This window comes from Verrucosispora sp. SN26_14.1 (assembly GCF_004307965.1).
Taxonomy (GTDB): Bacteria; Actinomycetota; Actinomycetes; order Mycobacteriales; family Micromonosporaceae; genus Micromonospora.
Genome location: NZ_SISL01000007.1, coordinates 1 through 23,863, shown reverse-complemented (window position 1 = coordinate 23,863; position 23,863 = coordinate 1). Strand labels below are relative to the sequence as shown.

The 23,863-nt window shown below is 70.9% G+C and carries 25 protein-coding genes; 16 read left to right on the top strand and 9 right to left on the bottom strand.

Annotated elements, in window-relative coordinates:
• Positions 1 to 129: 129 nt before the first annotated feature.
• From EYA84_RS01515 to EYA84_RS01495, 5 genes are all read left to right on the top strand, one after another.
• A complete protein-coding gene (locus tag EYA84_RS01515) occupies positions 130 to 2,586 on the top strand; it encodes a low temperature requirement protein A (protein WP_131051168.1) in 2,457 nt (818 codons plus the stop codon).
• A gap of 200 nt (positions 2,587 to 2,786) precedes the next feature.
• Entirely contained in the window at positions 2,787 to 3,140 is a 354-nt protein-coding gene (locus EYA84_RS01510; protein ID WP_131051167.1) for a winged helix-turn-helix domain-containing protein, read from the top strand.
• Positions 3,137 to 3,403 carry a hypothetical protein gene (locus EYA84_RS01505; protein ID WP_131051166.1) on the top strand — a complete coding sequence of 89 codons (267 nt, stop codon included), beginning with the start codon at positions 3,137 to 3,139 and terminating at the stop codon, positions 3,401 to 3,403. Before EYA84_RS01510 ends, EYA84_RS01505 begins: the two co-directional genes overlap by 4 nt.
• Before the next feature lie 20 nt (positions 3,404 to 3,423).
• Positions 3,424 to 4,392, top strand: a complete 969-nt coding sequence (locus EYA84_RS01500; RefSeq protein WP_131051165.1) for an NAD(P)-dependent alcohol dehydrogenase — start codon at positions 3,424 to 3,426, stop codon at positions 4,390 to 4,392.
• Positions 4,393 to 4,457: 65 nt separating this feature from the next.
• Complete coding sequence (locus tag EYA84_RS01495; RefSeq protein WP_131051164.1) at positions 4,458 to 5,705, top strand: PP2C family protein-serine/threonine phosphatase; 1,248 nt, start codon at positions 4,458 to 4,460, stop codon at positions 5,703 to 5,705.
• A gap of 14 nt (positions 5,706 to 5,719) precedes the next feature.
• Here the strand turns inward: EYA84_RS01495 and EYA84_RS01490 are convergent, their stop codons facing one another.
• The gene (locus tag EYA84_RS01490) at positions 5,720 to 6,073 is read right to left on the bottom strand and encodes an STAS domain-containing protein (protein ID WP_131051163.1); all 354 of its coding nucleotides are present in this window, start codon (positions 6,071 to 6,073) and stop codon (positions 5,720 to 5,722) included.
• 185 nt (positions 6,074 to 6,258) lie between these two features.
• On the opposite strand from EYA84_RS01490, the gene EYA84_RS01485 reads away from it, so the two are divergent.
• The gene (locus EYA84_RS01485; RefSeq protein WP_131051162.1) at positions 6,259 to 6,681 is read left to right on the top strand and encodes an ATP-binding protein; all 423 of its coding nucleotides are present in this window, start codon (positions 6,259 to 6,261) and stop codon (positions 6,679 to 6,681) included.
• Positions 6,682 to 6,774: 93 nt separating this feature from the next.
• Here the strand turns inward: EYA84_RS01485 and EYA84_RS01480 are convergent, their stop codons facing one another.
• A complete protein-coding gene (locus EYA84_RS01480; protein WP_131051161.1) occupies positions 6,775 to 7,785 on the bottom strand; it encodes a hypothetical protein in 1,011 nt (336 codons plus the stop codon).
• A 66-nt stretch (positions 7,786 to 7,851) separates the two neighbouring features.
• Here EYA84_RS01480 and EYA84_RS01475 point away from each other — a divergent pair, with 66 nt between their 5' ends.
• Entirely contained in the window at positions 7,852 to 8,433 is a 582-nt protein-coding gene (locus EYA84_RS01475; RefSeq protein WP_131051160.1) for a TetR/AcrR family transcriptional regulator, read from the top strand.
• Positions 8,434 to 8,685: 252 nt separating this feature from the next.
• Complete coding sequence (locus EYA84_RS01470) at positions 8,686 to 8,973, top strand: hypothetical protein (protein WP_131051159.1); 288 nt, start codon at positions 8,686 to 8,688, stop codon at positions 8,971 to 8,973.
• Between the two features lie 236 nt (positions 8,974 to 9,209).
• Here the strand turns inward: EYA84_RS01470 and EYA84_RS32910 are convergent, their stop codons facing one another.
• The 6 genes from EYA84_RS32910 to EYA84_RS01445 all read right to left on the bottom strand — a co-directional run bounded on the left by EYA84_RS32910 (position 9,210) and on the right by EYA84_RS01445 (position 15,822).
• A complete protein-coding gene (locus EYA84_RS32910) occupies positions 9,210 to 9,380 on the bottom strand; it encodes a hypothetical protein (RefSeq protein ID WP_162854322.1) in 171 nt (56 codons plus the stop codon).
• 87 nt (positions 9,381 to 9,467) lie between these two features.
• Positions 9,468 to 10,124: a hemerythrin domain-containing protein gene (locus EYA84_RS01465; RefSeq protein ID WP_131051158.1), complete on the bottom strand. Its 657-nt coding sequence runs from the start codon at positions 10,122 to 10,124 to the stop codon at positions 9,468 to 9,470.
• 266 nt (positions 10,125 to 10,390) lie between these two features.
• Positions 10,391 to 12,208, bottom strand: coding sequence for a carbamoyltransferase C-terminal domain-containing protein (locus EYA84_RS01460; RefSeq protein ID WP_131051157.1), 1,818 nt, complete (start codon positions 12,206 to 12,208; stop codon positions 10,391 to 10,393).
• Between the two features lie 28 nt (positions 12,209 to 12,236).
• Positions 12,237 to 13,124, bottom strand: a complete 888-nt coding sequence (locus tag EYA84_RS01455) for an ABC transporter permease (RefSeq protein WP_236145545.1) — start codon at positions 13,122 to 13,124, stop codon at positions 12,237 to 12,239.
• On the bottom strand, positions 13,121 to 14,029 hold the full coding sequence (locus EYA84_RS01450; protein WP_201272264.1) for an ABC transporter ATP-binding protein: 909 nt from the start codon (positions 14,027 to 14,029) through the stop codon (positions 13,121 to 13,123). Before EYA84_RS01450 ends, EYA84_RS01455 begins: the two co-directional genes overlap by 4 nt.
• Positions 14,026 to 15,822, bottom strand: coding sequence for a condensation domain-containing protein (locus EYA84_RS01445; protein WP_161594878.1), 1,797 nt, complete (start codon positions 15,820 to 15,822; stop codon positions 14,026 to 14,028). Before EYA84_RS01445 ends, EYA84_RS01450 begins: the two co-directional genes overlap by 4 nt.
• A 461-nt stretch (positions 15,823 to 16,283) precedes the next feature.
• Between EYA84_RS01445 and EYA84_RS01440 the strand changes: the two genes are divergently transcribed.
• From EYA84_RS01440 to EYA84_RS01405, 8 genes are read left to right on the top strand one after another with little or no spacing between them, the layout of a single operon-like run.
• Entirely contained in the window at positions 16,284 to 17,381 is a 1,098-nt protein-coding gene (locus tag EYA84_RS01440; protein ID WP_201272263.1) for a 3-oxoacyl-[acyl-carrier-protein] synthase III C-terminal domain-containing protein, read from the top strand.
• A 9-nt stretch (positions 17,382 to 17,390) separates the two neighbouring features.
• Positions 17,391 to 18,776 (top strand): ATP-grasp domain-containing protein, encoded by a 1,386-nt coding sequence (locus tag EYA84_RS01435; protein ID WP_131051155.1) that lies wholly within the window; start codon positions 17,391 to 17,393, stop codon positions 18,774 to 18,776.
• A complete protein-coding gene (locus EYA84_RS01430; protein ID WP_236145544.1) occupies positions 18,773 to 20,071 on the top strand; it encodes an alanine racemase in 1,299 nt (432 codons plus the stop codon). The genes EYA84_RS01435 and EYA84_RS01430 overlap by 4 nt, the downstream gene beginning before the upstream one ends.
• 48 nt (positions 20,072 to 20,119) lie before the next feature.
• Positions 20,120 to 20,377 carry an acyl carrier protein gene (locus tag EYA84_RS01425; RefSeq protein ID WP_131051154.1) on the top strand — a complete coding sequence of 86 codons (258 nt, stop codon included), beginning with the start codon at positions 20,120 to 20,122 and terminating at the stop codon, positions 20,375 to 20,377.
• Positions 20,378 to 20,389: 12 nt separating this feature from the next.
• Positions 20,390 to 21,262 (top strand): hypothetical protein, encoded by an 873-nt coding sequence (locus tag EYA84_RS01420; protein WP_131051153.1) that lies wholly within the window; start codon positions 20,390 to 20,392, stop codon positions 21,260 to 21,262.
• Positions 21,259 to 21,957, top strand: a complete 699-nt coding sequence (locus EYA84_RS01415) for an acyl-CoA dehydrogenase family protein (protein WP_161594877.1) — start codon at positions 21,259 to 21,261, stop codon at positions 21,955 to 21,957. Before EYA84_RS01420 ends, EYA84_RS01415 begins: the two co-directional genes overlap by 4 nt.
• The gene (locus EYA84_RS01410; protein ID WP_131051152.1) at positions 21,950 to 23,167 is read left to right on the top strand and encodes an acyl-CoA dehydrogenase family protein; all 1,218 of its coding nucleotides are present in this window, start codon (positions 21,950 to 21,952) and stop codon (positions 23,165 to 23,167) included. The genes EYA84_RS01415 and EYA84_RS01410 overlap by 8 nt, the downstream gene beginning before the upstream one ends.
• Positions 23,167 to 23,535 (top strand): holo-ACP synthase, encoded by a 369-nt coding sequence (locus tag EYA84_RS01405; protein WP_131051151.1) that lies wholly within the window; start codon positions 23,167 to 23,169, stop codon positions 23,533 to 23,535. Before EYA84_RS01410 ends, EYA84_RS01405 begins: the two co-directional genes overlap by 1 nt.
• Positions 23,536 to 23,545: 10 nt before the next feature.
• On the opposite strand, the gene EYA84_RS01400 is transcribed toward EYA84_RS01405, so the two are convergent.
• Positions 23,546 to 23,863: helix-turn-helix transcriptional regulator (locus tag EYA84_RS01400; protein WP_131051150.1), on the bottom strand; the 318-nt coding region annotated here is incomplete at its 5' end.

The window sequence follows — 23,863 nt, the reverse complement described above, 5'->3', positions numbered from 1 at the left end:
CCCACCTGCCGTCCCGGCTCCGGCACCGCGGGTCGAGCGGCGGTGGCCAGCGCTCGGACGGTGCCGTCGGCGGCGCGTGAATTCCCCGTTGTGGCCGCCGCGCCCCGGCCCGATCGGCACAGTAGGGGCATGAGGGACGGGGGCGCGACACCGGCCGCGCTCCGGCGTCGGTTCCTCGTCCTTCGCACCGAGGGGTCCACCGGCGAGGTGAGCTGGATGGAACTCTTCATCGACCTGTTCTTCGTGTTCGCGTTCCTGCGGGTCACCAACCTGATGGCCAGCCACCTCGAATGGTTGGGGGTCGCCGAGGGCACCATCGTGGTGCTGATGCTGTGGCACTGCTGGAACTCCTGCGCCTGGCTCGGCAACGTCGTGTACCTGGACAAGGGCCTGTTGCCCCTGGTCGTCTTCGGCATCGCCACGACGCTGCTGATCATGGGCGTCGCCATTCCGGGCACCTTCACCGCCGAGTCCGGCGGCGTCTTCGAACCGCTGCTCGTCGCGTCCGGCTACCTGTTGATCATCTATTCCGTGCTGGCGGTGCTCAGTTATCTGCACTGGTCGCAGGGCCCGGCCGGGCGACGTCCGGTGATCGCGTCCTGGCTGACCTACCTGCCGGCCGGGGTGATCCTGGCCTGCGCGATCTGGCTGCCGCCCCGGCTCGACCTGCCGATCGACGACCGGCACCTGCGGACCGTGTTGTTCGCCCTGGTCATCGTGATCAACTTCAGTGCGCTGCGGGTGGTCAGCAGCGGCAACGCGCAGGTGGTGTCCAGCAGACACCTCGCCGAGCGGCATGGCCTGATCATCCTCGTCGCACTCGGCGAGACGGTCATCTCGGTCGGGGTCAGCCAGGGTCTGGGCGGCGACGAGCCCGTCACCTGGCAGCTTCTGGCCGGAGCCGCACTCAGCATCGCCGTGATCTCCGTGCTCTGGTGGACCTACTTCGACGTCGCGAAGGTCGTCGCGGAACACGCGATGCAGGCTCTCCCCCGCGCCGAGCAGTCCCGGATCGCCCGGGACGCCTACAGCGGCCTGCACCTGCCGATGATCTGCGGACTCATCGTGCTCGCGCTCGGCCTGAAGCACGCCGTCTCCTCCGCCACCGGCACCGCCGACCATCCCTGGCACGCCGCGAGCGCCGTTCTGTTGTTCGGGGGCGTCATCGTCTATCTCGGCGGACTGATCGCCTTTCAGCGTCGCGCCCTCGGCATGCTCGGGCGCAGCCCGGTGGTGGGCAGCGTAACGTTGCTGGCGCTGTTGCCACTGGCGGCCCGTACCCCACCTCTGGGTGCGCTCGCGTTGCTCCTGCTCGGGGTCACGGCGATGGTCGTCGCCGACCGCACCGTGTTCCGGCGACGCCACCGGCAACTACACGCGCGGGTCGATCCCGAAGTCGCCAAGATCCCGGGAGCCACCCCGAAGGAACTCCTCGTCGACCTCGTCTTCGTGTTCGCGTTCATCCAGGTCACTGTCCTCATGGTGCGGGAGAACTCGGTCTTCGGGGTGGTGCAGGGGCTGATCCTGCTGGCACTGCTGTGGTGGGCGTGGGCGAGCTTCTCCTGGGTGACCAACGCGATCCGGCACGAGACCGTCCCGGTGCGTCTGGCGATGATCGGCGTCATGGCGTTGACGCTGATTCTGGGCATCGCGCTGCCACACACCTTCGAGTCGACTCCCGGTGGACTCCCCGGTGCCAGCGTCGTGGTGGCCGCGTACCTCGCCGGTTGGATCGTCCAGGCCGCGTTGGTCTGGTATGCCGCGCGGGACCAACCGGACCTGCCGGCCGTGGTCCGGCAGTCGGCGTGGCCCAGTGCGGTGGCGCTGGCGCTGCTGACCGGCAGCATCGTGGTGGAGGTGACCTTCGGCGACGCGCCACCGATCGACCTGATCATCACGATGATGTGGCTGGTCGCGGTGGTGACCGAGATCCTCGGGAGCTACCGGAGCGGGCTGCGCAGGTGGCGGATCCGCACCGTGCGGCACTGGACCGACCGCTACGCGTTGATCATGCTGATCGCGTTCGGTGAGACCATCATCGCCCTCGGGTTCTCCGGCGCGCAGGAAGCGACGTCGCTGCTGCTGGTCCTGCTCCTGGTCGCCGCCTCGATCGCCATCTGCACCATCTGGTGGTCCTACTTCCACACCGACGCCGGGCTCGCGCACGACGCCCTGCAGGCCGCCCGGGGCGAGGAGCGGGTCCACCTGGCCCGGGACGCCTACACGTACCTGCACCTGCCGATGGTCGCCGGGTTGATCCTGTTCGCGTTCGGCCTGCGCGAGACCCTGATCCTGCACGGCAGCCCCCTGGGCGCCCACACGCACGCCCTGGGTCACTACGCGCTCTACCTCGGTGCGGTCGCCTACATCGCGGCGAACCAGGCGTTCTGGTGGCGGGTGTGGAGGCGGGTCAGCGGCTCCAGGATCGGCGGTGCGGTGCTGCTCACCGTGCTCGCGCCCCTGACCGCGCCGCTGTCCGTGCTGTGGAACCTGGTGCTGCTGGCCGGCCTCGGGATCGTGTTCGCGGCGATCGAGATGCTCGCCAGCCGACGGGGGCGCACCGGCGTCGATCCACAGCCGGCCTGACGTCGCCGCCGACCGGCCCGTGCCGGGCGGGACGGTGGCGCGGGGCCCGTCCCCCGCGCGAGCTACCCCCAGGTGTCCTCTGCGTGGTGACGACCGCGGGTTGCCGGATCCACAGGCTTGACAGGTCCCAGGCTTGTCAAGCCCCACCCGCCCTGCTAGCTTTTCACATGTAAGGTTTCTCTTACACATGGAGGCGGATGATGACAGTGGCCCAGCCGACCGGCGACGAGCTGGTCGAGATGCTGGCCGCACTGGCCAATCCGCTCCGGCTGCGGATCATGGCGAAGCTCGCCGGTGGCCGCGACTACGTGAGCCACCTGGCCCGCGAGATCGGCGTGAGCCGACCCCTGCTGCACATGCACCTGCAACGACTGGAAGCCGCCGGCCTGATCATCGGCAGCCTCGAGCTGTCCGACGACGGCAAGGCCATGAAGTACTACGAGGTCGCCGAGTTCGACCTGCACCTGACCGCGTCGGCCCTCGTCGCCGCCGCACAGACCCTCACCAGCTCCGAACCCGCGACGGGTCCGGCACCGAAGGAGCGCTCCCCATGACACAGACCTGGCCCGAGACGGTCCTCGTACTCGGTCTGCTGCTGTTCGCCTTCCTGATCCTCGGCGGTACCGCCGCCACCGTCCTGGAGTTCCGCAAGAACCGGATCGACGCCCAGCGTGACGAGGAGCTACGGCAGCTCGTGGGCCGCTACGAGAAACTGGCCGAGAACACGCTGGACGCTCAGCAGCGGGTGGCCGCCGACGTCGCCGAGCTGCGGACCCGCACCGCCTCCATCGAGCAGATCCTGCGAACCGTCGAATGACCGGCTCGGCGGCGGACACGATGACGGCCATCACCCAGGACCGCTACGGCACACCGGACACGCTGACGCTGCGTGAGGTCGCGCGGCCCGAACCCAGGAAGGGCCACGTCCTGATACGGGTCCGGGCCGCCGGCATCCACCGGGGAGACCGGATCCTGCTCGCGGGACGGCCGTACGCGGTCCGCATCGTCGGACCCCGTGCCCCGAGGCACCGCATCGCGGGGACCGAGGGCGCCGGTGAGGTGCTTTCCGTCGGCAGCGCCGTCACCGAGTTCGCACCCGGTGACGAGGTGCTCGGTTGGGGCACCGGCCTCTATGCCGAATTCGCCTCGATCCCGGCGAAGAACCTCGTACCGAAGCCGGCGGCGCTCACGTTCGCGCAGGCCGCCGCCATGCCGGTCTCCGGCATGACCGCCCTCCAGGCCCTCGACGGCCGGACCCGCCCCCGCCCCGGACAGCGGGTCCTCGTCATCGGCGCCGCCGGCGGGGTCGGCACCTTCGCCGTCCAGATAGCCAGGGCGTACGGCGCCGAGGTGACCGGCGTCGGCAGCTCCACCAAGGTCGACCTGATCCGGTCGCTCGGCGCCGAGCACGTCGTCGACTACACCCGCGAGGACGTGACCCGGAGCCCCCACCGCTTCGACGTCATCATCGACCTGATCGGTGACCGCCCGGTGAACCGGCTCCGTCAGCTCCTCGCCCCGACCGGAACGCTCGTCCTGGTCGGCGTGGAGAAGGGTGGCCGGCTGCTGGGTGGGTTCGAACGCAACCTCATCACGATGCTGACCGCGCCCTTCATGCGGCAGCGTCCGGTGCGACCACTCTCGTCGATCGGCCGCAAGAGTGACCTGCTGGCGCTCACCCAGCTCGTCGACGCGGGCCGCCTCACGCCGGTCGTCGACCGCACCTTTCCACTCGGACGGACCGCCGAGGCGTTCCGCTACCTCGCCGACGAACACGCGCGCGGCAAGGTGGTCATCACCCTGTGAGGCGTCGCCCGGTGCCCGCCTTCGCGCGTGGTGCTGGTCGGCGGGGTGGTTCCATAGACCCGGGGGTGGAAAGCAGTCAAGGGCGTGTGCTGGCCGGCCTGTTGGACGCGGCGGAGGACGCCTCACCGGTCGAGGCGGTCACCCGTGAGGTCGGTGCCGCGCTCGGCGCGTCGGACGTCTCGTTCCTGATCGTCGATCTCAGTGGTCGGGCATTGGTGCGGTTGGCGCACGTGCCGTTCGACGATGCGGGTGGCACCCGCCGCCACGGCGACGAGGTCGCCACCGTGCAGCCGTTCGATCAGGGTCCCGCAGAGCAGGCGTTGCGGACCCAGACGGTGCAGGTGACCAAGCAGGCCCACGGCTGGACGGTGTTGGCGCCGGTCACCGACCGTGGTGAGGCGATCGGTCTGCTGGAGATGACGCTACCCACCGAGCCGACCGCGCAGGCGCTGGGGGAGATCTCCCGCACGGCGCACGCGTTGGCCTTCGTGGTGATCGCCAACCGGAGACACACCGACCTGTTCGAGTGGGGTCAACGCACCACCCCGTTCACGCTGTCCGCGGAGATCCAACGTCGCCTGCTGCCGGGGTCGTTCACCTGTGAGGCGAGCGCGTTCACGCTCTCCGGGTGGCTGGAGCCGGCTGCCAGCATCGGCGGCGACACCTTCGACTACAGCCTGGGCCGCGACGTCCTGCACTTCAGCGTCACCGACGCGATGGGTCACGGCGTGTCCAGCGCGCTGACTGCCACCCTGGGAGTCGGGAGCCTGCGCAACACCCGCCGCCTCCCCGCCGGCCTGGTCGAGCAGGCCGACGTCGCGAACGCCGCGGTGGCCGAACACGCCGTGGTGCGCGGCAGCTACGTCACCGCGGTCCTGGGTCGCCTCGACCTCCGCACCGGGGTCTGCGCGCTGCTCAACGCCGGGCACGTGCCGCCGCTACTGGTGCGCGGCGGGAAGACGCAGCCGGTACGGCTGCCGGGGAACCTCCCGCTGGGCATGTTCGCCGATGCCGAGTACCAGCACGAGGAGGTCACGCTGCAGCCCGGCGATCGCCTGGTCGTGGTCACCGACGGCATGTTGGAACGCAACGCCGCCGGCCTGGACCTTCCGGCGGTGTTGCCGACGCTGCGTGACCTGCACCCGCGCGAGGCCGCCCGGGCGTTGGCCGACGCCGTGCTCGAGGTGGCCGGACCCACCCTGGCCGACGACGCGACGCTGTTGATCCTCGACTGGTACGGAGGGCACGAGCGCGGTCGGCTCGCCAACGCCGGCGCCGATGCGGAACGCGCCAGCGCGGCGCTGCCCGACTGACCGACTCCTGCCGGTCACACCGCCGAAGGGCGATATGTCGCTTCGGCTGCCGGGACGTCGTCGTAGATGTCGATCACCCGATCCACCGAGGTGATGTTCAGCACGCGGCGCACCGCGGGCCGCACGCCGGCCAGGCTGAGCCGTCCGCCGGCCTCGCGCGACGACTTGAACATCACCACCAACGCACCCAGTGCGCTGGAGTCCATGAACGCCACCCCGGCCAGGTCCACCACCACCTGTCGGTCACCGGCGTCGACGAGCTTCTGCAGGGTGCCCCGCAACCGCGGGGAGGTGGCCATGTCGAGGTCACCCTGCACCTCCACCACCGTGCACCCCCGGCCGGGACGGGCCGACACCTGCAGATCCACAACAGCCTCCTCACGCGTGCCGCACACCAGCCTATGCGCGCGGCGGCGAAACCACCGCGAACGGGCACACCGCACGGCGGCACTGTGGCCGTTTCAGCGGATCAGGCCCGGGTACGGTGGATCACAGTCGGTACGGCACCGGGAAACCGACGCGGCCACGGAACGGCCGAGAGGGAGCTGCGGGAATGCGCGTGACCATGACACTGTCACTGCCACGACAGCCCTCTTCGGTGACCCGCGCCCGCCACGTCCTGACCACTCTGCTCAGCCTCACCGACGTCGGTGAGGAGGCACGGGATCACCTCGCGGTGATGATGTCCGAGGCCTGCGCGAACGCGGTGCTGCACGCCGACAGTGGCAGCACCGTCGACGTGACGATCCTCATCGACGGTCACGACTGCCTGATCGAGGTCGGCAATCGCGGCGACACCCCCGACGACACGCAGCTCGCCGCCGAGTTGCCGGATCCGCTGACTGTCGGTGGTCGTGGACTGCCTCTGATCGGCGCCCTCGCCGATACCGCCGCCTTCCTCGACGCGGACCCCGGTCACGTGCTGCTCCGCCTCACCAAATACCTGAGCACGGTGGCGGCGCCGTCCACCTCCTGAGGATCCGGGCTCGTCGGCTGAATCCCCTGCCGATCGCCCGGGCGGTCGGGTCGGCTCGCAGCATCGCGCACACGCGCAGGGTGCCGACCAGGATCACCGGGGCCCCGTCCGAGTGCGCGTGCGGCCGTACTCGGCCAGTGCGTGGAACGCGGCCTTCGGCGTCCACGAGCCGTCCGGCAACACCCGCACGATCCCTCGCGCGGCCAGGTCGTAGTCGTGCGCCGGGTCACCGGTGGTCGGTAGGTGCCGGTTCGCGAAGGTGTACACGAACGCCGCCTCCACCCCGCCGGCTTCGTAGTCGTGCAGCAGATCCAGCACGTAGCGAGCCTGGCCCTCCTCGTCACGCTCCAACTCCGCGGTCAGTTTCGCCGCACGGCCGTGCTCGTCGTACGTCACGGGTTCCGTTCCTCCCGCGACATCGGCCGCGCCGCGATACGTGCAGCAGCCGAACTCGGTCACGGCGTACGGCTTGCCCTGGCCCACCGCCGCCGCCAGGGTCTGCGGGAACGCTGCGGCATTGGTCGCGTCGCGGTAACCGGCGTCGCTGGCGATGATGTCGAACGAGGCCCAGTCGACGTCCTCGAACGGGATCGAGGCGTAGCCGAGGGCACCGCCGAACCGGTCCCGCACCGCGGGCACCGCCTCGGCGAGGAAGTCGCGCACGGCGGCGCGCGCGGCAGGAATCGCTTCCCGCATCCTCATCGGTTCGGTCAACAGCGCCATGCGTTCGGCAAGGTCACGGCCGGGTAGAAAGCCGTTGGTGACCAACGAGATCTCGGAGCCGGCAAGGTACACCACCGAGGCGCCGCTGCGCCTCAGCCGCTCGGCCCGCTCGGCGCCGTCGAGCACGAACGCCATGAGCTCCTTGCGGTCGAGACCGTTGGTGAACGGGCAGTACCAGACCTCGAGTCCCGCCTCGGCGGCGATGTGCGCGGTCAGGTCCAGCCGCTCCTGGACACCGCCGGTGATGCGAACCGCGTCGCAGTGCAGTTCCTGACGGATGACGCGGAGGTCGCGCCGCACGGTCTCGGGGGCGAACGGTTCGTGGGTGGTGGATCCGGCACTGACGAAGCCGGTGTCGTAGTTCATGCCGAAGACGCGCATCGGGGACCCCTTCTCATCTAAGGTACGCCGAGTACCCTATAAGGTACTTCCAGTACCCTGCAAGACATGGGCACCAGGCGCCGGGGCGCGGAGCTGGAACAGGCCATCCTTCACGCGGCGGCGGAGGAACTGCGCGAGTCCGGCTACGCAGGGCTGACCATGGACCGCGTCGCCGCCCGGGCCGGGACCAACAAGAACGCCATCTACCGCCGGTGGCCACATCGGGCAGCACTGGGGATCGCGGCATACCGCTACCTCTCCGACGCCGTGATGCCGAACCCCGACACCGGCAGCCTGCGGGGCGACGCACTCGACATGCTGCGGCGGGCGAACGAGACGTGGTCCTCGCCGCACGGAACGGTCCTCCGCGCCCTGCTGGCGGCGGCGGCGGACGACCCGGCGCTGCTCGACCTCATGCGCGAACGCTCGGGCGCGGACACCATGGACCGCGTCTGGCTGAGCATGCTCGAACGTGCCGTGGCACGCGGCGAGGCACCGCCGAGGGCCGCCCATCCGCGCGTCGCGACAACGCCCATGATGCTGCTACGAGCCGAGTACGCGATGCGCGGCGTCCCCTCGGTCCCCGACGAGGTGCTCCTCGACATCGTCGACGAGGTCTTCCTGCCCCTCGTACGTGGCCGCGCCTGAACACCGACGGACCGAGCAGCATCGTCCATGCGCCGGGATTCGGTATCGGCACCCGGGGCATGGCGCCGGCTCGCGTGGCGGGTCCACCTGTCGGGGGACGCGGACGGTCGGACTCACCCGCCTGGCGTACGCGACGGGTCAGGTCGTGGGCCGACGACCCGAGCCCGTTCTCCGCGCAGCATGTAACGCATCGATCATCGACGGACGCCCTGGGCCGGACATCCGGCCCAGGGCGCGTGGGAGGAGAACCCGATGCGCAAACGATCACTGCGGCAGAGACTGGCCACGACGACCCTGGTGGTCACCCTGGTGGCCAGTGGCCTGGGTACGACCGCCGGGGCCGCCCAGGCCGCTCCCGTCACCGCCGTCACCGCGGCGGTGAGTGCCGCGCCGGTGACGCAGGCCGCGGCGGGCGCCTGGCTGCTCCAGGGTGTCTTCCCCGACCCGATCACCTGCCACATCGCCGGAATCGCCTCCGGGCGGGAGTACGTCTGCGTCTGGTACGTCCTCGCCTGGGCCCTCAACGTCTGGCAGGAGTAGCAAACCCGGCGTCGTCGCTCCCCTCGCACACCGTCGAGGAACACCGCACGGATGACAGCGTCGCCCGGTCCGCGATGACGGACCGGGCGACACCTGTCGGTCCGGCAGTGAACTCGCCGACGGCGACGGCGCAGAGGCCGGGGGCGGCCTGGGCGATCGCGGCGGTCCACCTGGCGCCTCATGGGGCTGGTCCCCGGCGGACCGGGACTGCTGATCGGCGCCGCTCGCGACCGCCGTCATGCCGGCTCGGGTACGCCTCCCGGCTCACCGTCGTCGGGCGACGGCTCGACCGGCGCCTCCGGTAGCTCGCCGGGCGTGTCGGGAAGAAGCTCACCGACGTCGTCCGGCACGGGCTCACGAGGGTCGAGGGGCGGATAGACGTCCGGATCGAGGTCAGGATTTGTCATCGGGCAATTATCCGCCACGACCGGCTCCGCCGCCTCTCACACGGCAGGCCAGGGGGCGGCCGACCCCGGGCCGACCGCCCCACGCGGTCAGGCGGCGCCCACCCGGTCGAGGCCCAGCCGCCGGGCGTACCTGCCGTAGGCCACCGGGCCCAGGCGGGAGAGCACGAACCAGACCGGGCCCGGGATCACCGCTTTGAGGCTCTCGGTGTGCTCGGGCCTGGCGTCGTGCAGCAGCATGCCGAAGATCATCGGCAGCTGGCTCTTCCGCGCCGAGGCCAGCCCGTGTTTCCCGGCTTCGGCCCACTCCTCGTCGGTGAGGTATTTGTCGATCAACGTCAGCACGTGGGCCTCCTCGGCGTCCAGGTGTGCCGACATCGGCGCGATCAACGCGTCGAGGGCTGCGGCCAGCGCTTCCCGGTCAGCCTCAGTCGCGGTACGGCGCCACACGGTCGCCCGCTCCTCCACGTCGGCCAGTGCCGCGTGCAGGCTCTCGTGCTGACTCTCCATGGTCTGGACCAGCGGCGCGATCTCGTCCGGACCGCGTTGCAGCAACTTCGGCCAGACATGCGTGTCCTCACCGGTGTGATGCGTGTGCAACGCGCCGGTGATCAGCAGCACGTGGTCGGCGACGCGGGCGGTGGTCGGGGCGTCATCCGCAGCCACTGTCCGGACCAGTGCCGCGGCGGTCGGGAACTCGCGCCTGAAGAGGCTGTGCACGACGTACATGTCACGGCTGTCGGCCATGGTCCTTCTTTCCGCTCGATTCGAGGAAGGGCGGCTTCCACCTGTGTGGACCGACCTTCCGCTGAAACCCGTACGTGACAGGACATCTCGTCCGGCCGCGTACGGGCCCGAGGTACCCACCGACGACGCTCACCACGCCGGCCGAGCTCGTCGGTTCGGTCGCCGCGCCGACGACGGTGACCGGTTGTTCGTCGCGCACCAGGCTGAACGGAGGCGCTGACTACGGCGAACAGGGAAAGCAGCGGCCGGGGTGTGCTCCGGCTCGCCTATCGCACCTTGAGCACGGTGTGTCGCGCGGCGTCGGTCACCGCCCGCTCGACCGCCGCCACCGCGTCGGGTTTGGCGTAGAGCCGGTCGCCGAGGACGAGGACGTCCAGTCTCGACGAGTCGAAGGTGCGGTACGCCTCCGCGCCCGCCCGGGCGGTGGGCTGGCCCTTCACGTTCAGCGACGTGTTCATCAGCACCGGTGTCCCGGTCAGCCGCTCGAACTCGTCCAGGATCCGCCAGAACCGTGGGTTGTCCGTCTGATGGACGGCCTGCACCCGAGCGGTGCCGTCGTCGTGCACGACCGCCGCGATCCGCTGCGCCATCGGTGGTCGTACCGGCACGGCCACCGTCATGTGCCGCATGTTCGTCCCCGGCGGTATGACGAACCAGTCGTCGGCTCGCTCCGCCTTGACCGCCGGGGCGAGCGGGCGGAACTCCTCGCGGAACTTCACCGCGGCGTTGACCCGCTCCCGCGCGCCACGGTCCCTCGGGTCGGCCAGGATGCTGCGGTTGCCCAGTGCTCTCGGGCCGAACTCCAGCCGGCCCTGGGCCCAGCCGACGATCCGGCCCTCCGTCAGCAGCCGTGCGACCGCCGCCTCGGCGACGCCCTCACCCACCGGCACGGACCAGTACGGTTGGTCGGCCGGAGGTCCGTCCTCGGTGACGTCCGGGCCGAGGTAGGTCATCGACGGGTAGTGGGCGCCGGAGACGGCCGGACCGGCCAGGGCGAGTGCGGCGCCGACCGCCGTTCCCTCGTCGCCGGCGGCCGGTTGCACGTACACGGAGTCGACCAGGCCGGAGGCGGCCAGTTTGCCGATCGCGACGCAGTTCAGCGCGACGCCGCCGGCGAACGCCACCCGCCGCAGCCCGGTCCGCCGTACCCAGTACGACAGCAGGTGGGTCAGGGCCTGTTCCACGCGTTCCTGGGCGGCGCTGGCGAGGTCGATGTGCTCCCGGGTGAGTTCCTCGCCGGCGCGTCGTTGCGGGCAGGCCCGCTCGGTGAGCCAGTCCCGCGAGGTCGCGAAGGTCTCCCGGGCCCACGGCTCCCGGTTGAGTCGCAGCAGCGGCACGTCCAGCCGTCCGTCCGGTTGGCAGTGCACCGCGTCGGCCAGCACGTCGCGGTACCGCGCCGGGTCGCCCATCGCGGCGAGTGCCATCACCTTGTACTCGTCGCTGTTGGGCCAGTAACCCAGGTGCATGGTGAGGATCGCGTAGAGGAGGCCGAGGCTGGCGCGGTAGTCCAGTGCGGCCAGGCGGGTCAGCTGCCCGTGCCGCCACGCGTAGACGCTGATGGCGTACAACTCCCCCATGCCGTCGACGACCACGACCAGTGCGTCGTCGTAGCCGGAGGGGACGGCGGCGGTGAGGGCGTGCGCGTGGTGGTGGGACACCGGTGTCACCCGGTGCCGGGCCAGGGCGGGCATGAACCGGTGCAGCAGCTCGGTCTGTCGGGCCGGGTCGAGGATCTCGCGGTAGCGGCGTCGCGCGTACTCCTCGCCCTCGGCGAAGACCCGCATGTGGGAGTGGTCGAAGTTGTGGGCCACCGCGTCGACGTCGGTGGCGTCCAGACCGGCGATCGTCAGGCAGCTCGCCATCGCGTCGGCCGGGAACGCGTGGTCGAACTTGATCCCGGAGTACCGCTCCTGCTGCACCGCGGCGACCAGTTCGCCGTCGACGACGAGGGCGGCGGCGGAGTCCAGTCCCTGGAACAGGCGCGCCTCCCGCTCGTCGAGGCCCGGGAAGCAGGACTGTTTGAGTTCGGCCGATCCGTGCAGCCCGCTGTAGCCGAGCACGACCGCCCGCCGCTGACCCGTCATCTCTTCTCCTCAGGGGTGCAGTTCATGGTCAGCCGTCGGCGCGGTTGCGCCAGCGGAAGGTGCGTACCGCCACCACGAGTCCGATCAGGCACCAGGCGCCGAGCACCAACGCGATCCGCCCGTGTTCCCAGTCGCCGGCCACCTCGTGCGCGGCGAAGGAGTCGGGCAGGAAGACCGATCTCATCCCTTGTGTCATCCACTTGAGCGGGAAGATCGTGCCGATGCTCTGCATCCAGGTGGGGAGGGAGGCGAAGACGAAGAACACCCCGGAGACGAACTGGAGGACGGTCGCCAGGGGCGACACGATCGCCGGAGCGGTCCGGCCGTTCTTCACGATTCCGGCCACGCCGATGCCGAGCAGGGTGCAGGCGATCGTGCCGAGTGCGGCCACCCAGAGGAAGGTGAGCCAGGGGCCGACGGTGGTGGGCAGGGTCAGGTCGTAGAAGATCACGCCGATCCCGATCAGCAGCACGCTCTGCACCAGCGCGGTGAACGCCACTATCACGATCTTGCCGGCGAAGTAGGCGGACTTCGGCATGGGTGTGCCGGCCAGTCGTTTCAGGCCGCCGATGTCCCGTTCCAGGGGGATGACGATGGCGAGGTTCTGGAAGCTGCATCCGAACAGTCCGGCGGCGATCATGCCGGCGACGAAGTACTGCTCGTAGACGACCCCGGCGGCGATCGGTTGGCCGTGCAGCGCCGAGCCGAAGATGATCAGCAGGGTGAGCGGGAAGGCGAAGGTGAAGACCATCGCCGAGCGTTCGCGGACGAGGGAGAGGAACTCGACGCGGGTGCGGGCGGCCACCACCCGGAGCAGTCTCGGCATGCGGGGGGCCGGTGCACGGTGTCCGCCGGTCGGCGCCGTCATGGCCGGGTGTTCGGGTGTCGGGCGGGCGCCCTCGCTGACGGTGGTCATGCCGGTCCTCCGGTCACCGGTTGGCGGGTGTCCGCGCGCGTCGGCGACTGCCCGATCATCTCCAGGTACACGTCCTCGAGGCTGGGGCGCTGGACGACCAGATCGGGGACGGCGCCGCCGAAGCGCTGGGCGAGTTCGCGCACGACCGCGGTCGGATCACCGGTACGCAGGCTCTGTGTTCCGTCGGGTCCGGTCCACCGCACCGTGGCGGTGGCACTGGCCCGTCCGCCGAGGGTCTGTGGCGTGGCGATCGCGACGATGCGTCCTGCGGCCACCACCGCGACCCGGTCCGCGAGGCGTTCGGCTTCCTCCAGGTAGTGGGTGGTGAGCAGGATCGTGGTGCCGTCGTGGGCGAGCTGGGTCAGCAGTGACCAGAAGCGGACCCGGGCCTCCGGGTCGAATCCGGTGGTGGGTTCGTCCAGGAAGAGCAGCTCGGGTCGGCCGACGATGCCGAGGGCCACGTCGAGCCGGCGACGTTGACCGCCGGAGAGCGCGGAGGCGCGTACCCGCGCTTGGCGGGAGAGCCCGACCAGCTCGATCACCTCGTCCGGGGGGCGGGGCGTCGGGTAGTAGGCGGCGACCGATCGGACCCAGTCGCGTACCGAGAGGACGCTGGAGTAGGTGAGGTCGTCGGCGCGTTGCAGGACGACGCCGATCCGGGCCTTCCACTCCGGTCTGCCGTCGGCGGGGTCGGCGCCGAGTACCCGGACCTCACCGCCGTCGCGGCGGCGGTGCCCGGCCAGGATCTCCACGGTGGTGGTCTTGCCGGCGCCGTTCGGTCCGAGCAGGGCGAAGACCTCGCCTCGACGGACGGTGAAGTCGATCCCGTCGACCGCCGGTCGTCCGTGGTAGGACTTGCGCAGCCCGGACAGCACGATCGCGTCCCCGTCGTGGGAGGTGGTCACTGTGGCGTACCTTCCCGCCCGTCTCCGGTGTGCCGCACCGGCATGCGTCGCCACTGCGACAGGTCGGCCGGATCGTGCGGTGCGCGGGCGCAGACGACGTACCGTCGCGGGGCCATCGCGGTGTCCCGGCCGGGTAGCCGTTCGAGGCAGGCCCGGTGGGCTCGGCCCGGCGTGGTCGCGTCGCCGTTGGCCAGGTACGCCACCAGTTCCGGACGGCCGTGGTCGTCGGGTACGGCGAAGACCCGGGCGCCGGCGGTGGGCAGCGCGTCGTCGAGCAGGTGCTGGGTCTGGGAGAGTTGGATCCAGTTGGAGTCGACGAAGCGCCAGTCGGCATCCCGGGTCAGTGGTGCCACTGCGGTCACCTCGCCGAGCCGGTCCAGGTCGACGTCACCCGCCGCCGCTTCGACGAGCAGCCGTTCGACGGCCGTCAGCAGCAGTGCGCTCTCGGCGTCGGTGATTCGGTGGCGGTCGGCGGTCAGCACGCCGAGGATCATCTGCCCCTCTTTGTCCAGCAGGCGGAAGGCGAGCAGCGCGCGGATCTCCCCCCACGACCGTGGCACCACGGTCGACTCGGTCAGTGCCCGGCGCGCCTCGGTCGGGTCCGTCGCCGTCGCGTCGGTCGCGGCCGGTGTCGGGGGTCCGGACCCCATGGCGGCGCTGGAGTCGTTGAAGGTGCAGCGGCGGGCGACGTGGATGCCGCGCTCGTCGGTGATCCGGGCCAGCCGGTCCATCTCCTGGGGTTGGCCCGCCGGATACCGGTTGGCGCGCAGGACGGCGGTGCCGGCCCGGTGGATGAGTTCGTCGAAGCCGGCGCAGGTGACCTCCACCGACACCAGGCTGTCGGTGGCCAGCGGGCCGATGTAGTCGTGCAGCCGGCGCTCGTAGCGGTTGCTGCACAGGGTCGGCATCGCGATCTGGCGGTGGCCGGTGCGGTGGCTCAGGACCGCGCAGACGGCGGCCAGCACCGCCATCGACGTGCTGGCGCCGGTGCGGGCGGCGATGTGCGGCAGGGCCAGGGCGGCGGCGCGTGACCAGAGCCAGGAGGATGAGGATCCGCCCGGCCCGTCGGGTGCCGGTGGCACCGCGTAGAGGTTCTGCGGGATGGTGGTGAAGATCCGTTCCCAGTAGCGGAGCGCCTCCTCGGCCCGGCGTCGTCCCCGCTCGGAGCGCTCGGCTGCGGCCTGGTCGAGGGGTTGGTGCCCGTGCGGGCCGACCTGTCGGCGGGTGGGATCGGCGGCGAGTTCGGTGAACTGTCGGGCCAGCATCACCATGCTGGGCAGGTCGACCACGACATGCGAGTAGACCACGGCCGCGGCGGTGGGTACGCCGTCCACGGCGGTCACCGCGACCCGGATCGGCAGCTCCTGGGACAGGTCGAACTCCTCGCTGCGCAGGATGCGGATCAGTTCGTTCACGAGCACCTGCGTGTCGGCTTCCTCGTCGGCGGTGAACACGTCGACGGCCAGTTCGCCGGAGCGCAGCACCTGCTGGGTCCGCCCGTCGGCGGGGAAGAGGGTGCGCAGTGCCTCGTGCCGGGCCATCAGCACCTCGACGGCGGCCGTGACGTCGACCATCGAGGCACCGGGTGGCAGTTCCAGGGGGCCGGCGGCGAACCGCCCGTACGGCTTCTCCTTGGCGATCCAGCTGAGCATGTTCGCCTGTCCGAGGGTGATCGGTCCTTCGCCGTCCCGCTCACCGGTGAACCGGACGCGCAGCTGGTCCACGTGCGTCAGCCTCACCGCAGGCGGCGCGTCCTCGGGTGGGGGCACCAGGTCGATAGGTCGGATTCCCATCGTTTCTCTCCTTTGGACCGGCCGCCACCCCATTCCCGGCCCGGTCGACGAAATGGCAGGTCACCGCCATAAGCCAATATCCGGATGGCACCTAACGGCCAACGCTAGATCCGCCCGGACCCTGGAGTCACTTCGGGAAATCCCCACCTTCGGCATTGACGTTTATCAGATCATTACAGGGGTTTCCCCAATTCACCGAAGCATCTGGATCTGCCTATCGTCTGCCGTGTGGCCGGGCGGCCGGCGCTGCCGACCGGCGGGCCGGACCCTCCAGCGAGTCGCCTCGGTCCAGGCATCCGCGCCGACATCGCGCGCCAACGGTGCACCGCCTCGTCGACGCCGCCCGGGCGGGCCGCCCCGCGAATCCGGAGGAACGAGTGGCCGACACCTTCTCCCGTACGCACCGGCCGGACCTGGTCCGGTCGGGTCCCGTCACGACACGTGCCGTCGGGGCACCTGGGGTGCCCCCGACCCCGCAGGCGACGGTCCTGCGGGGCGACACCGTCGATCGGGCGCGGGACGAGGGCCGGCGTGGCGCGATCGCACCGCCGTCCGACCTCGTGCGGGCGGCCACCGTCCTGCACCGGGTCGAGGCGTTCACGCCCGCCCGGTCGTGGACGGTCGAGGAGATCGGGGCGGCCTGCGGGCTCAACCGCTACCAGACGAAGGTGCTACGTCGGATCCGAGGCATGGCGGAGGTCCGGGCAGACCCCGACGGTGACCTGTTCGACCTGCTCGTACCGGCAGCCGGCGCGGCGCTGCGCGGCCTGCCCGATCCCACCGTCGTCCGTTACCTGCTCTACGCGCACACCCTGCCCGATCCCGCTCCGTCGCACGTCCTCGCCGCCGACGAGCTCCGGAAACGGCTCGGCCTGTCCGGAACCGACGCGTTCGCGGTGACCCAGCAGTTCTGTGCCAGTGGACTCGCCGCCGTCGACATCGCCGGTGAGCTGCTGCGTGCCGACGGCGATCCGATGGCCAAGGCCCTCGTGGTCACCGGCGAGAAGGCGTTCAACAGTGTGCTGCGGTACGTCCTGCACGTATCGATCACCGGCGAGGCGTCGACGGCCCTGCTGGTCGGCCTGGACACGCCGGACGGGTACCGCTCCGGTGGGCTCGCCGCCGGTCCCGGCCGGTCACCCGACGGCGCGGGCAGCCGGGTGCTCTCCTACGCGGCCCGCACCGAGGGCGAGTTCGCCGACGGGTTCCGGATGTCCGCCGAGCAACTCCGTCGTTTCGGTGACACCTACAACACCCACCTCTGGACCGCGATGTCGGACGCGCTCGCGCAGGCCGGAAAGGAGCTGTCGGACATCGCCATGGTGATCCCGCACAACGTCAACGCCTCGCTCTGGCTGCGACTCTGCGCCCAGGTGGGCCTGGACCGGCGGCGGGTGTTCCTGGACAACATCCCCCGCTACGGCCACTGCAACTGCTCCGACCCCTTCCTGAACCTGGTCTCGATGCGCGAGCGCGGCCTGCTCCGCGAGGGCGAGTCGTACCTGCTCACCTCGGTCGGGATCGGCTCCAGCTACGCCGCCATGGTCATCGAGTACTGAGAGGACGACGTGGACACGGGCTACCTTCGCTCGCTGAAACAGCGCCTGCTCGGCGATCCCGCCGGCCGGCTGGTCCTGATCTGCAACTTCGAGGCCGAGCACCGCTGGGCCCGCCAGCACGTCGGGCTGCCGAACCCGGGATTCGCCACCGGCACGAACGTGGTGCGGCGGATGGAGGAACTGGGCGTCCTGCTCGCCGGCGCCGACGACGTGCTCGTCTGCAAGTACCCGCTGGATCCGCAGTACCGCGCCTACCTGGACCGGACCGGTCTGCCGGTGCCCGAGATCGTCGTGCCGGAGAACGTCTCCGCCGACCGTTCCACCACTGAGGACGTTCTCGACTCGCCGGTACTGCTGGCCCGGCTCGCTGCGCTCGGTGCCGCCGGCGCGCGGCTGCTTCCGATGGCCACCACGGACCTGGAACAGAAGCTGGCCGAGAGCTGCGGTGTGCCGCTGGCGGTGCCGGACGCGGCGACCTTCGAACGGGTCAACGGCAAGATCTACGGGCGCCGGCTGACCGCCGCCGCCGGGCTGCGCGTCGTGCCGGGCGACGAGTGCGAGACCTGCGACGAGTTGGCCACGGTCCTGGAGCGGTACCGTCCCGCCCTCGCGGCGGGCCGGCGGATCGTCGTGAAGGACTCCTACGGGGTGTCCGGCAAGGGACTGCTGGTCCTGGAGTCGCCCCGCAAGGCGGACCGGATCCTGCGGATGGTGCGCCGGCGGGCCGAACGCAGCGGAGACGACCGGCTGCACGTCGTGGTCGAGGAATGGTTGCCGAAACGGTACGACCTCAACTACCAGGTGACCGTGGCCCGGGACGGCGGGATCCGGCTCGACTTCGTCAAGCAGGCGCTCACCGACGGTGGCGTCCACCAGGGACACATCATGCCCGCCGCGCTGACCGACGCCCAGCATGCCGAGATCGACCGCGCCGCCCGGCTGGTCGGTGCCCGGCTCCGCGACGACGGTTACACCGGAGTGGTCGGGGTGGACGCCATCGTCGACCTCGACGGCGTGGTGTACCCGGTGCTGGAGATCAACGCCCGGCTCAACATGTCGACCTACCAGGGCAGCCTGGCCGAGCTGTGCCAGGCACCCGGGCAGGTCGCGCTGGCCCGGCAGTACCCGCTGACGCTCACCGCGCCGGTGTCGTTCGCCGACATCGACCGGACGCTCGCCACGCTGGTCGACCCGGCCGGTCCCGACCGGGTCGTCGTCACCTGCTTCGGCACCGTCAACGCCGACGCCGACCGGCCGCCACCGTTCCACGGCCGGTTGTACGCCCTGCTCGTCACCACGGACGCCGATCGTCTGAGGGCCCTGGACGATGCCCTGCGCGGGGCGCTCGCCACCCGACTCACCGCCACCCGCCCCAGCCAGGAGGTCTCCCCGTGAGCAGCGGAGCAGAACCGGCCGACGCCACCGGCGAGATCGTCACCGATCCCGCCCTGATCGCCGAGTTGGCGCAGCGATACGGCACACCGCTCTACGTCTACGACGGCGATCACCTGCGGCGCCGCTTCGAGCGGCTGCGTGCCGACCTGGATCCGCGCATCGACATCTTCTACTCCATGAAGGCCAACCCCAACATCAGCCTGTGTGCCCTGTTGCGGTCGCTCGGCGCGGGGCTGGAGGTCTCCTCCCTGGCCGAGTTGACCACCGCCCGGCGGGCCGGGGTCGGCGCGGACGACCTCATCTTCCTCGGACCGGGCAAGTCCGACGACGAGCTGCGGGCCTGCTGCGCCGAGGGCGGGACACACGCGGTGGTCGTGGAGTCCCTCGCCGAACTGGCCGCGTTGGATGCCCTGCCGGAGGCCGCCGGGACGCGAGTGATCCTGCGGGTCAACCCGGAGTTCGAAACGCACGGCTCGCGGCTGGCGATGGGCGGCAAGCCCCGCCAGTTCGGCATCGACGAGGAGATCCTGCGGGGTGCGAAGGCCGCCGTGACCGCGCTGAACCGGGTACGCATCATCGGGGTACACGCCTATCTGGGAACCCGGATCCTGGACGTGGAGACCGTCGTGCACAACACCCGGGGCGTCCTGCGCGTGGCCGAGTCCCTCGCCGGGGAACTCGGCGTACCGCTGGAGACGGTGGACATCGGCGGCGGCTGGGGCGTTCCGTACTTCGACAACGAGAGCGACCTCGACGCGACCGCCGCCGCCGAGGGGGTGAACCGGGCGGTGGACGAGTTCCTGGCGCGTTACCCGGACACCCGGATCATCACCGAACTCGGGCGTTACCTGGTCGGCTGGTCCGGGACGTACGTGCTGCGGGCCCGCTACGTCAAGCAGTCCCGTGGTGAGTGGTTCGTGGTCGCCGACGGCGGCACCAACCACCACATGGCGGCGGTCGGCATCGGCAGCTTCGTCAAACGGAACTTCCCCGTGCGGTCGTTGACCCGGCCGGACACCTCGGCGAGCGAGGTGTACACCGTCACCGGGCCGCTCTGCACCCCCAACGACGTGATCGCCAAGCGGGTCCGGCTGCCCGAGGTACGCCCCGGTGACCTGCTCGGGGTCAGCCGCTCCGGCGCGTACGGTCCCAGCGCCTCACCGGTGCTCTTCCTCAGTCACGGGCACCCGGCCGAGGTGCTCGTGGTGGACGGGGTCGGTCACCTGGTGCGTAGCCGCGACACCGTCGACGATCTGCTGCGATCGCAGCGTCTGGTGTCCTTCCCCGCCTCCTGATCCGCCCGTTGCCGCCATCCCCGGTCGGCCTACCCGAAAGGACCCGTCATGGACCGCAGCAAGGTCGTCTCGCAGATCGAGCAGTCTCTCAGTGACGTGCTGCAACGCCCGATCTCCGGGCTGCCCGAGGAGACGAGGCTCTTCGAGGACCTGCACGTCGACTCGACCTCCGTGCTCGAACTGCTGATGGCGTTGGAGGACGGGGTCGGCATCGACGTCGACCCGGAGCGGCTGGAGATCGCCGACTTCAAGACCATCGGCACGGTGGCCGACTACGTGGTCGCGAACCTGGACGATCACGCCTGAGTGGGAGTGAGCATGCCGCTGTCCCTGACCTCGGCCACCGCGTTGGTGCGCCGCGACCGGCTGCCGCCGGCCACCGACGACGACCGTGACGCCATCCAGCGGGACATCCTGCGCCCGTTCGGGGTACGGCCGGATCCGGGGCGGTTGGCGCAGGCAGCCAACGTCGGGTTCACCGAGTTGGCCGAGGACCTGCTGCGGGAGCTGCCGATCGACAGCCCCGACCTGTTGATCTTCGCCTACGGCATCCCGGATCCGTCGTCGCTCAAGCACGTGACCCCGTACGTGAACCACCTGCTCGGCGATCGCAGCCACAGCTTCGCCATCTCCGAGCAGGGGTTACGTGCCCCGTACACGGCGTTGAAGGTGGCGGACGCGTACGCCCGGTCGGGGCGGTGCGCCAGCCTCGCGCTCTTCGTCTGCGAGCAGAACAGCCTGCCGTACCACGATCCCTTCGTGACGGACCACGAGCTGACCAACTCCGGTGCCCTGCTCGTCTTCGGCGGTGGTGGCGGATGGGAGTTCGTGGGTACCGCGCCGGTGTCAAGCACGTCCGGGCTGGGACGCCTGATCGGGGCGATGACCACCGGGTCGGGCGTGGACTCGACGCTGGTGGTGGCGGGCCCGTGGGTCGACGCGGGCACACTGGCCGCCCTCGGGCTGCCGGTCCACCGGGTCGACGCCGGCAGTTACTGCACCGGCGTCTGGCGGGAGTTGGCCCGGTCGCATCGCGCCTGGGCCGACGGGTACCGCACGCTCGTGCTCTGCGACACCGACCCGCGTACCGGGCGTAGCCAGGCCGGTCTGCTGCGCCGACGAGCGAGCACCGCGCCGGAGTACGCGACCGCCGCACCCGTTTCCGCATCGACCCGAGAGCAGGCACCATGACACCGCCCCGGGCACCCGCCGATGTCGGGTCCATGGTGCCGGACACCACGCTGCCCCCTGCCCCCGCACGGTGGTACGCCGACGCGCTGGACGAGTTGCACCACCGGCTCTCCCCGACCGGCCCGGTGCCCTCCCCCACCGGGCACGTGGTGGCCTCCCCGGCGGCGCTACCCGCCGCTGCGCCCGGTGCACTGGCCCGGTTCGGTGTCGTGGTGTCCCGCGCCGCTTCCGGTGCTGCCACACCGTCGGCGCACCCCACGGTCCCCGACCCCGTCGGCGACGGTCGGTCGACGACGATCGTCCCGGTGCCGCAGGCGGTCGCCGAGGCGTTCGCCACCGGCCTACTCCACCTGCACCGACGGCTGCTGCACGAGGTGCTCCGGCACACCCTGCGTCATCTGGGTGCCCGCACCTCCGCCGGCACCACCCTGCTGGCCAGACAACTCGTGCAGGCCCAACTCGCCGAGGTGGCGATCCGGCTCGCCGAGGTGGACGCGACGCCGCAGGCGCGTCGGGACCAGAACGTGGCGGCCCGGTGGCGTACCCACCGCCGTCTGGTCGGCGTCGGTCGTGACCTGCTTCGGCTGCTCGGCGCCAGTGGCTTCCTGGTCGACGGGCCGGCCGGGGACCTGCATCTGGCCGAGGTCGCCGGCAACGTCTACCTGCACCCGGGAAGGAGACAGGGCGATGGCTGAGGTGAACCGCGGCGGCCCGCTGGTCGGATCGGATCTGCTCGACGACCGGATGCGGGCGCTCGACCGCCACTGCTGGTCGGTGTCGGGCGAGTTCCGCAAGCTCGGCGAACTGCTCGACCAGGATCCGGACGCCATCGACGACCACCTCGATCTGCCCGGTGTCCTGCTCTACCGGTTCTTCTCCATTCCCCGCCGGTACTGGCCCGCACTGGACGTGCCGCCGCAGGTCGCGGCGGTGTGCGGTACGTCGCTGGCGCAGGCCGTCGTCTGGGAACGGTTCTCCTACGCCGACCCGAACGTGCTGCTCGCCGGTCCCGGACCGGCGCTGTCCAGCGACGCCATCCACGCGCTCGCCGACGAGGAACAGACCGACCGCTGGTTCCGTCGGTTCGCCGCACGGCCGGACCACACCTTCTTCGCGGTCACCGAGCCGGCCAAGGGTTCGGCCGCCACGGAGTTGACGACGACGCTGCGGCCGGCGACGGACGGCGACGGCTGGGTGCTCAACGGGGAGAAGACCTACGTGGGCAACGGCGCACGGGGCCAGGTGGGGCTGGTGTTCTGCCGGCGCGCGCCCGGTCCCTGGGGCATCGAGGCGGTGCTGGTGGAGGCCTCGTCCCCCGGTTTCAGCGCCGAGCTTCTGCCGTCGGTCGGCCTGCGTGGTGCACGGATCAGTCGGATGCGTTTCGAGGACGTCCGGATTCCCGCCCGCAACCTGCTGGGTCAGCATCGGCGGCCCACCCAGCGTGGCCTGCACGGGGCCCGACAGGTGTTCTACCGCGCCCGTCCCGGGATCGCCGCGATGGCGGTGGGCTGCGCCCAGGCGGTCTGCGACCACGTACGCGGGCAGGGGGTACGCGACGGTGGGGCCGGTGGGGACCGGTTGGCGGCCGTCGAGGACCGGATCGCGGCGATCCGTCGACTCATCCACCGGATCGCCGCCGACATCGACGGTGGCCTGATCGATCCCCATCGCATCGCCGCGGCGAAGGCCGGGGCCGCCCGGGTCGCCGAGGACGCCACGGTGCTCGCCGCCGAACTGCTGGGACCGGCGTCGTTGCTCGACGATCCCTGGCTGGAGAAGGTCTATCGGGATGTGCGTGCCTTCGAGTTCATGGAGGGCGCCGGCAACGTACACCTGTTGTCGGTCTTCCAGGGACTGCTGAAGGGCAGCGGCGCCGGTGCCGTCGAGCCGGAGGGTGTGCGCTGATGCGCCTCGGCATAGACCTGTTGCCGCTCGGTGCGCTGGATCGTCTCTGCGAGCGGGCCTGGTTCACCCGGTACGCCTTCGCCGCCGCCGAGATCGAGTACGCCACGACGTTGGCTCCCCGACGGCGGCGCGAGTTCCTCGCGGGTCGGTTCGCGGCCAAGGAAGCGGTGTTCAAGGTGCTCGGGACGGGCCTGTTCGAAGGAGTGGCACCGTCCGAGATCGTGGTGGCCCGAGCGCCCGGTGGCGCACCCCAGGTCACCCTGGCCGGGGCCGCCGCCCGGATGGCGGCGCAGGCGGGTGTCTCCGGCCTGACCGTCTCGATCACGCACTCCGACGACATGGTGGCGGCGGTGGCCGCCGGTTGGTGAGCGGGGCGGCTCAGTCCTCGCCCGTGGGGTGGGGCGGGTCCGGTGGCGCATCGGCGGAGGGCAGGCCGCTCGACGCCATCGCGTCCAGGCGTCGGGCGAGCCGCACCCGGTTGCGGACACCGAGCTTGACGAACACGTGGGACAGGTGCATCTCGACCGTCTTCTCGGTGACCACCAGCACGGCGGCGATCTCCCGGTTCGTCAGGCCCTCGCGGACCAGTTCGGCGACCTGCCGCTCCCGGCGGGTCAGGCCGGCCAGTGCTCCACGGCGAAGAGGACGTTCGCGGTCTTGGACTGCCCGTACGCGGTCCACGGCTCGTACTCGCGC

Coding starts and splice junctions, on each gene's coding strand:
- EYA84_RS01465 (WP_131051158.1), bottom strand. CDS start 10,124: ATGGCCGACAGCCGTGACATGTACGTCGTGCACAGCCTCTTCAGGCGC.
- EYA84_RS01425 (WP_131051154.1), top strand. CDS start 20,120: ATGGACCGCAGCAAGGTCGTCTCGCAGATCGAGCAGTCTCTCAGTGAC.
- EYA84_RS01515 (WP_131051168.1), top strand. CDS start 130: ATGAGGGACGGGGGCGCGACACCGGCCGCGCTCCGGCGTCGGTTCCTC.
- EYA84_RS01505 (WP_131051166.1), top strand. CDS start 3,137: ATGACACAGACCTGGCCCGAGACGGTCCTCGTACTCGGTCTGCTGCTG.
- EYA84_RS01460 (WP_131051157.1), bottom strand. CDS start 12,208: ATGACGGGTCAGCGGCGGGCGGTCGTGCTCGGCTACAGCGGGCTGCAC.
- EYA84_RS01415 (WP_161594877.1), top strand. CDS start 21,259: ATGACACCGCCCCGGGCACCCGCCGATGTCGGGTCCATGGTGCCGGAC.
- EYA84_RS01500 (WP_131051165.1), top strand. CDS start 3,424: ATGACGGCCATCACCCAGGACCGCTACGGCACACCGGACACGCTGACG.
- EYA84_RS01510 (WP_131051167.1), top strand. CDS start 2,787: ATGACAGTGGCCCAGCCGACCGGCGACGAGCTGGTCGAGATGCTGGCC.
- EYA84_RS01410 (WP_131051152.1), top strand. CDS start 21,950: ATGGCTGAGGTGAACCGCGGCGGCCCGCTGGTCGGATCGGATCTGCTC.
- EYA84_RS01445 (WP_161594878.1), bottom strand. CDS start 15,822: ATGGGAATCCGACCTATCGACCTGGTGCCCCCACCCGAGGACGCGCCG.
- EYA84_RS01405 (WP_131051151.1), top strand. CDS start 23,167: ATGCGCCTCGGCATAGACCTGTTGCCGCTCGGTGCGCTGGATCGTCTC.
- EYA84_RS01480 (WP_131051161.1), bottom strand. CDS start 7,785: ATGCGCGTCTTCGGCATGAACTACGACACCGGCTTCGTCAGTGCCGGA.
- EYA84_RS01485 (WP_131051162.1), top strand. CDS start 6,259: ATGCGCGTGACCATGACACTGTCACTGCCACGACAGCCCTCTTCGGTG.
- EYA84_RS01470 (WP_131051159.1), top strand. CDS start 8,686: ATGCGCAAACGATCACTGCGGCAGAGACTGGCCACGACGACCCTGGTG.
- EYA84_RS01475 (WP_131051160.1), top strand. CDS start 7,852: ATGGGCACCAGGCGCCGGGGCGCGGAGCTGGAACAGGCCATCCTTCAC.
- EYA84_RS01420 (WP_131051153.1), top strand. CDS start 20,390: ATGCCGCTGTCCCTGACCTCGGCCACCGCGTTGGTGCGCCGCGACCGG.
- EYA84_RS32910 (WP_162854322.1), bottom strand. CDS start 9,380: ATGACAAATCCTGACCTCGATCCGGACGTCTATCCGCCCCTCGACCCT.
- EYA84_RS01455 (WP_236145545.1), bottom strand. CDS start 13,124: ATGACCACCGTCAGCGAGGGCGCCCGCCCGACACCCGAACACCCGGCC.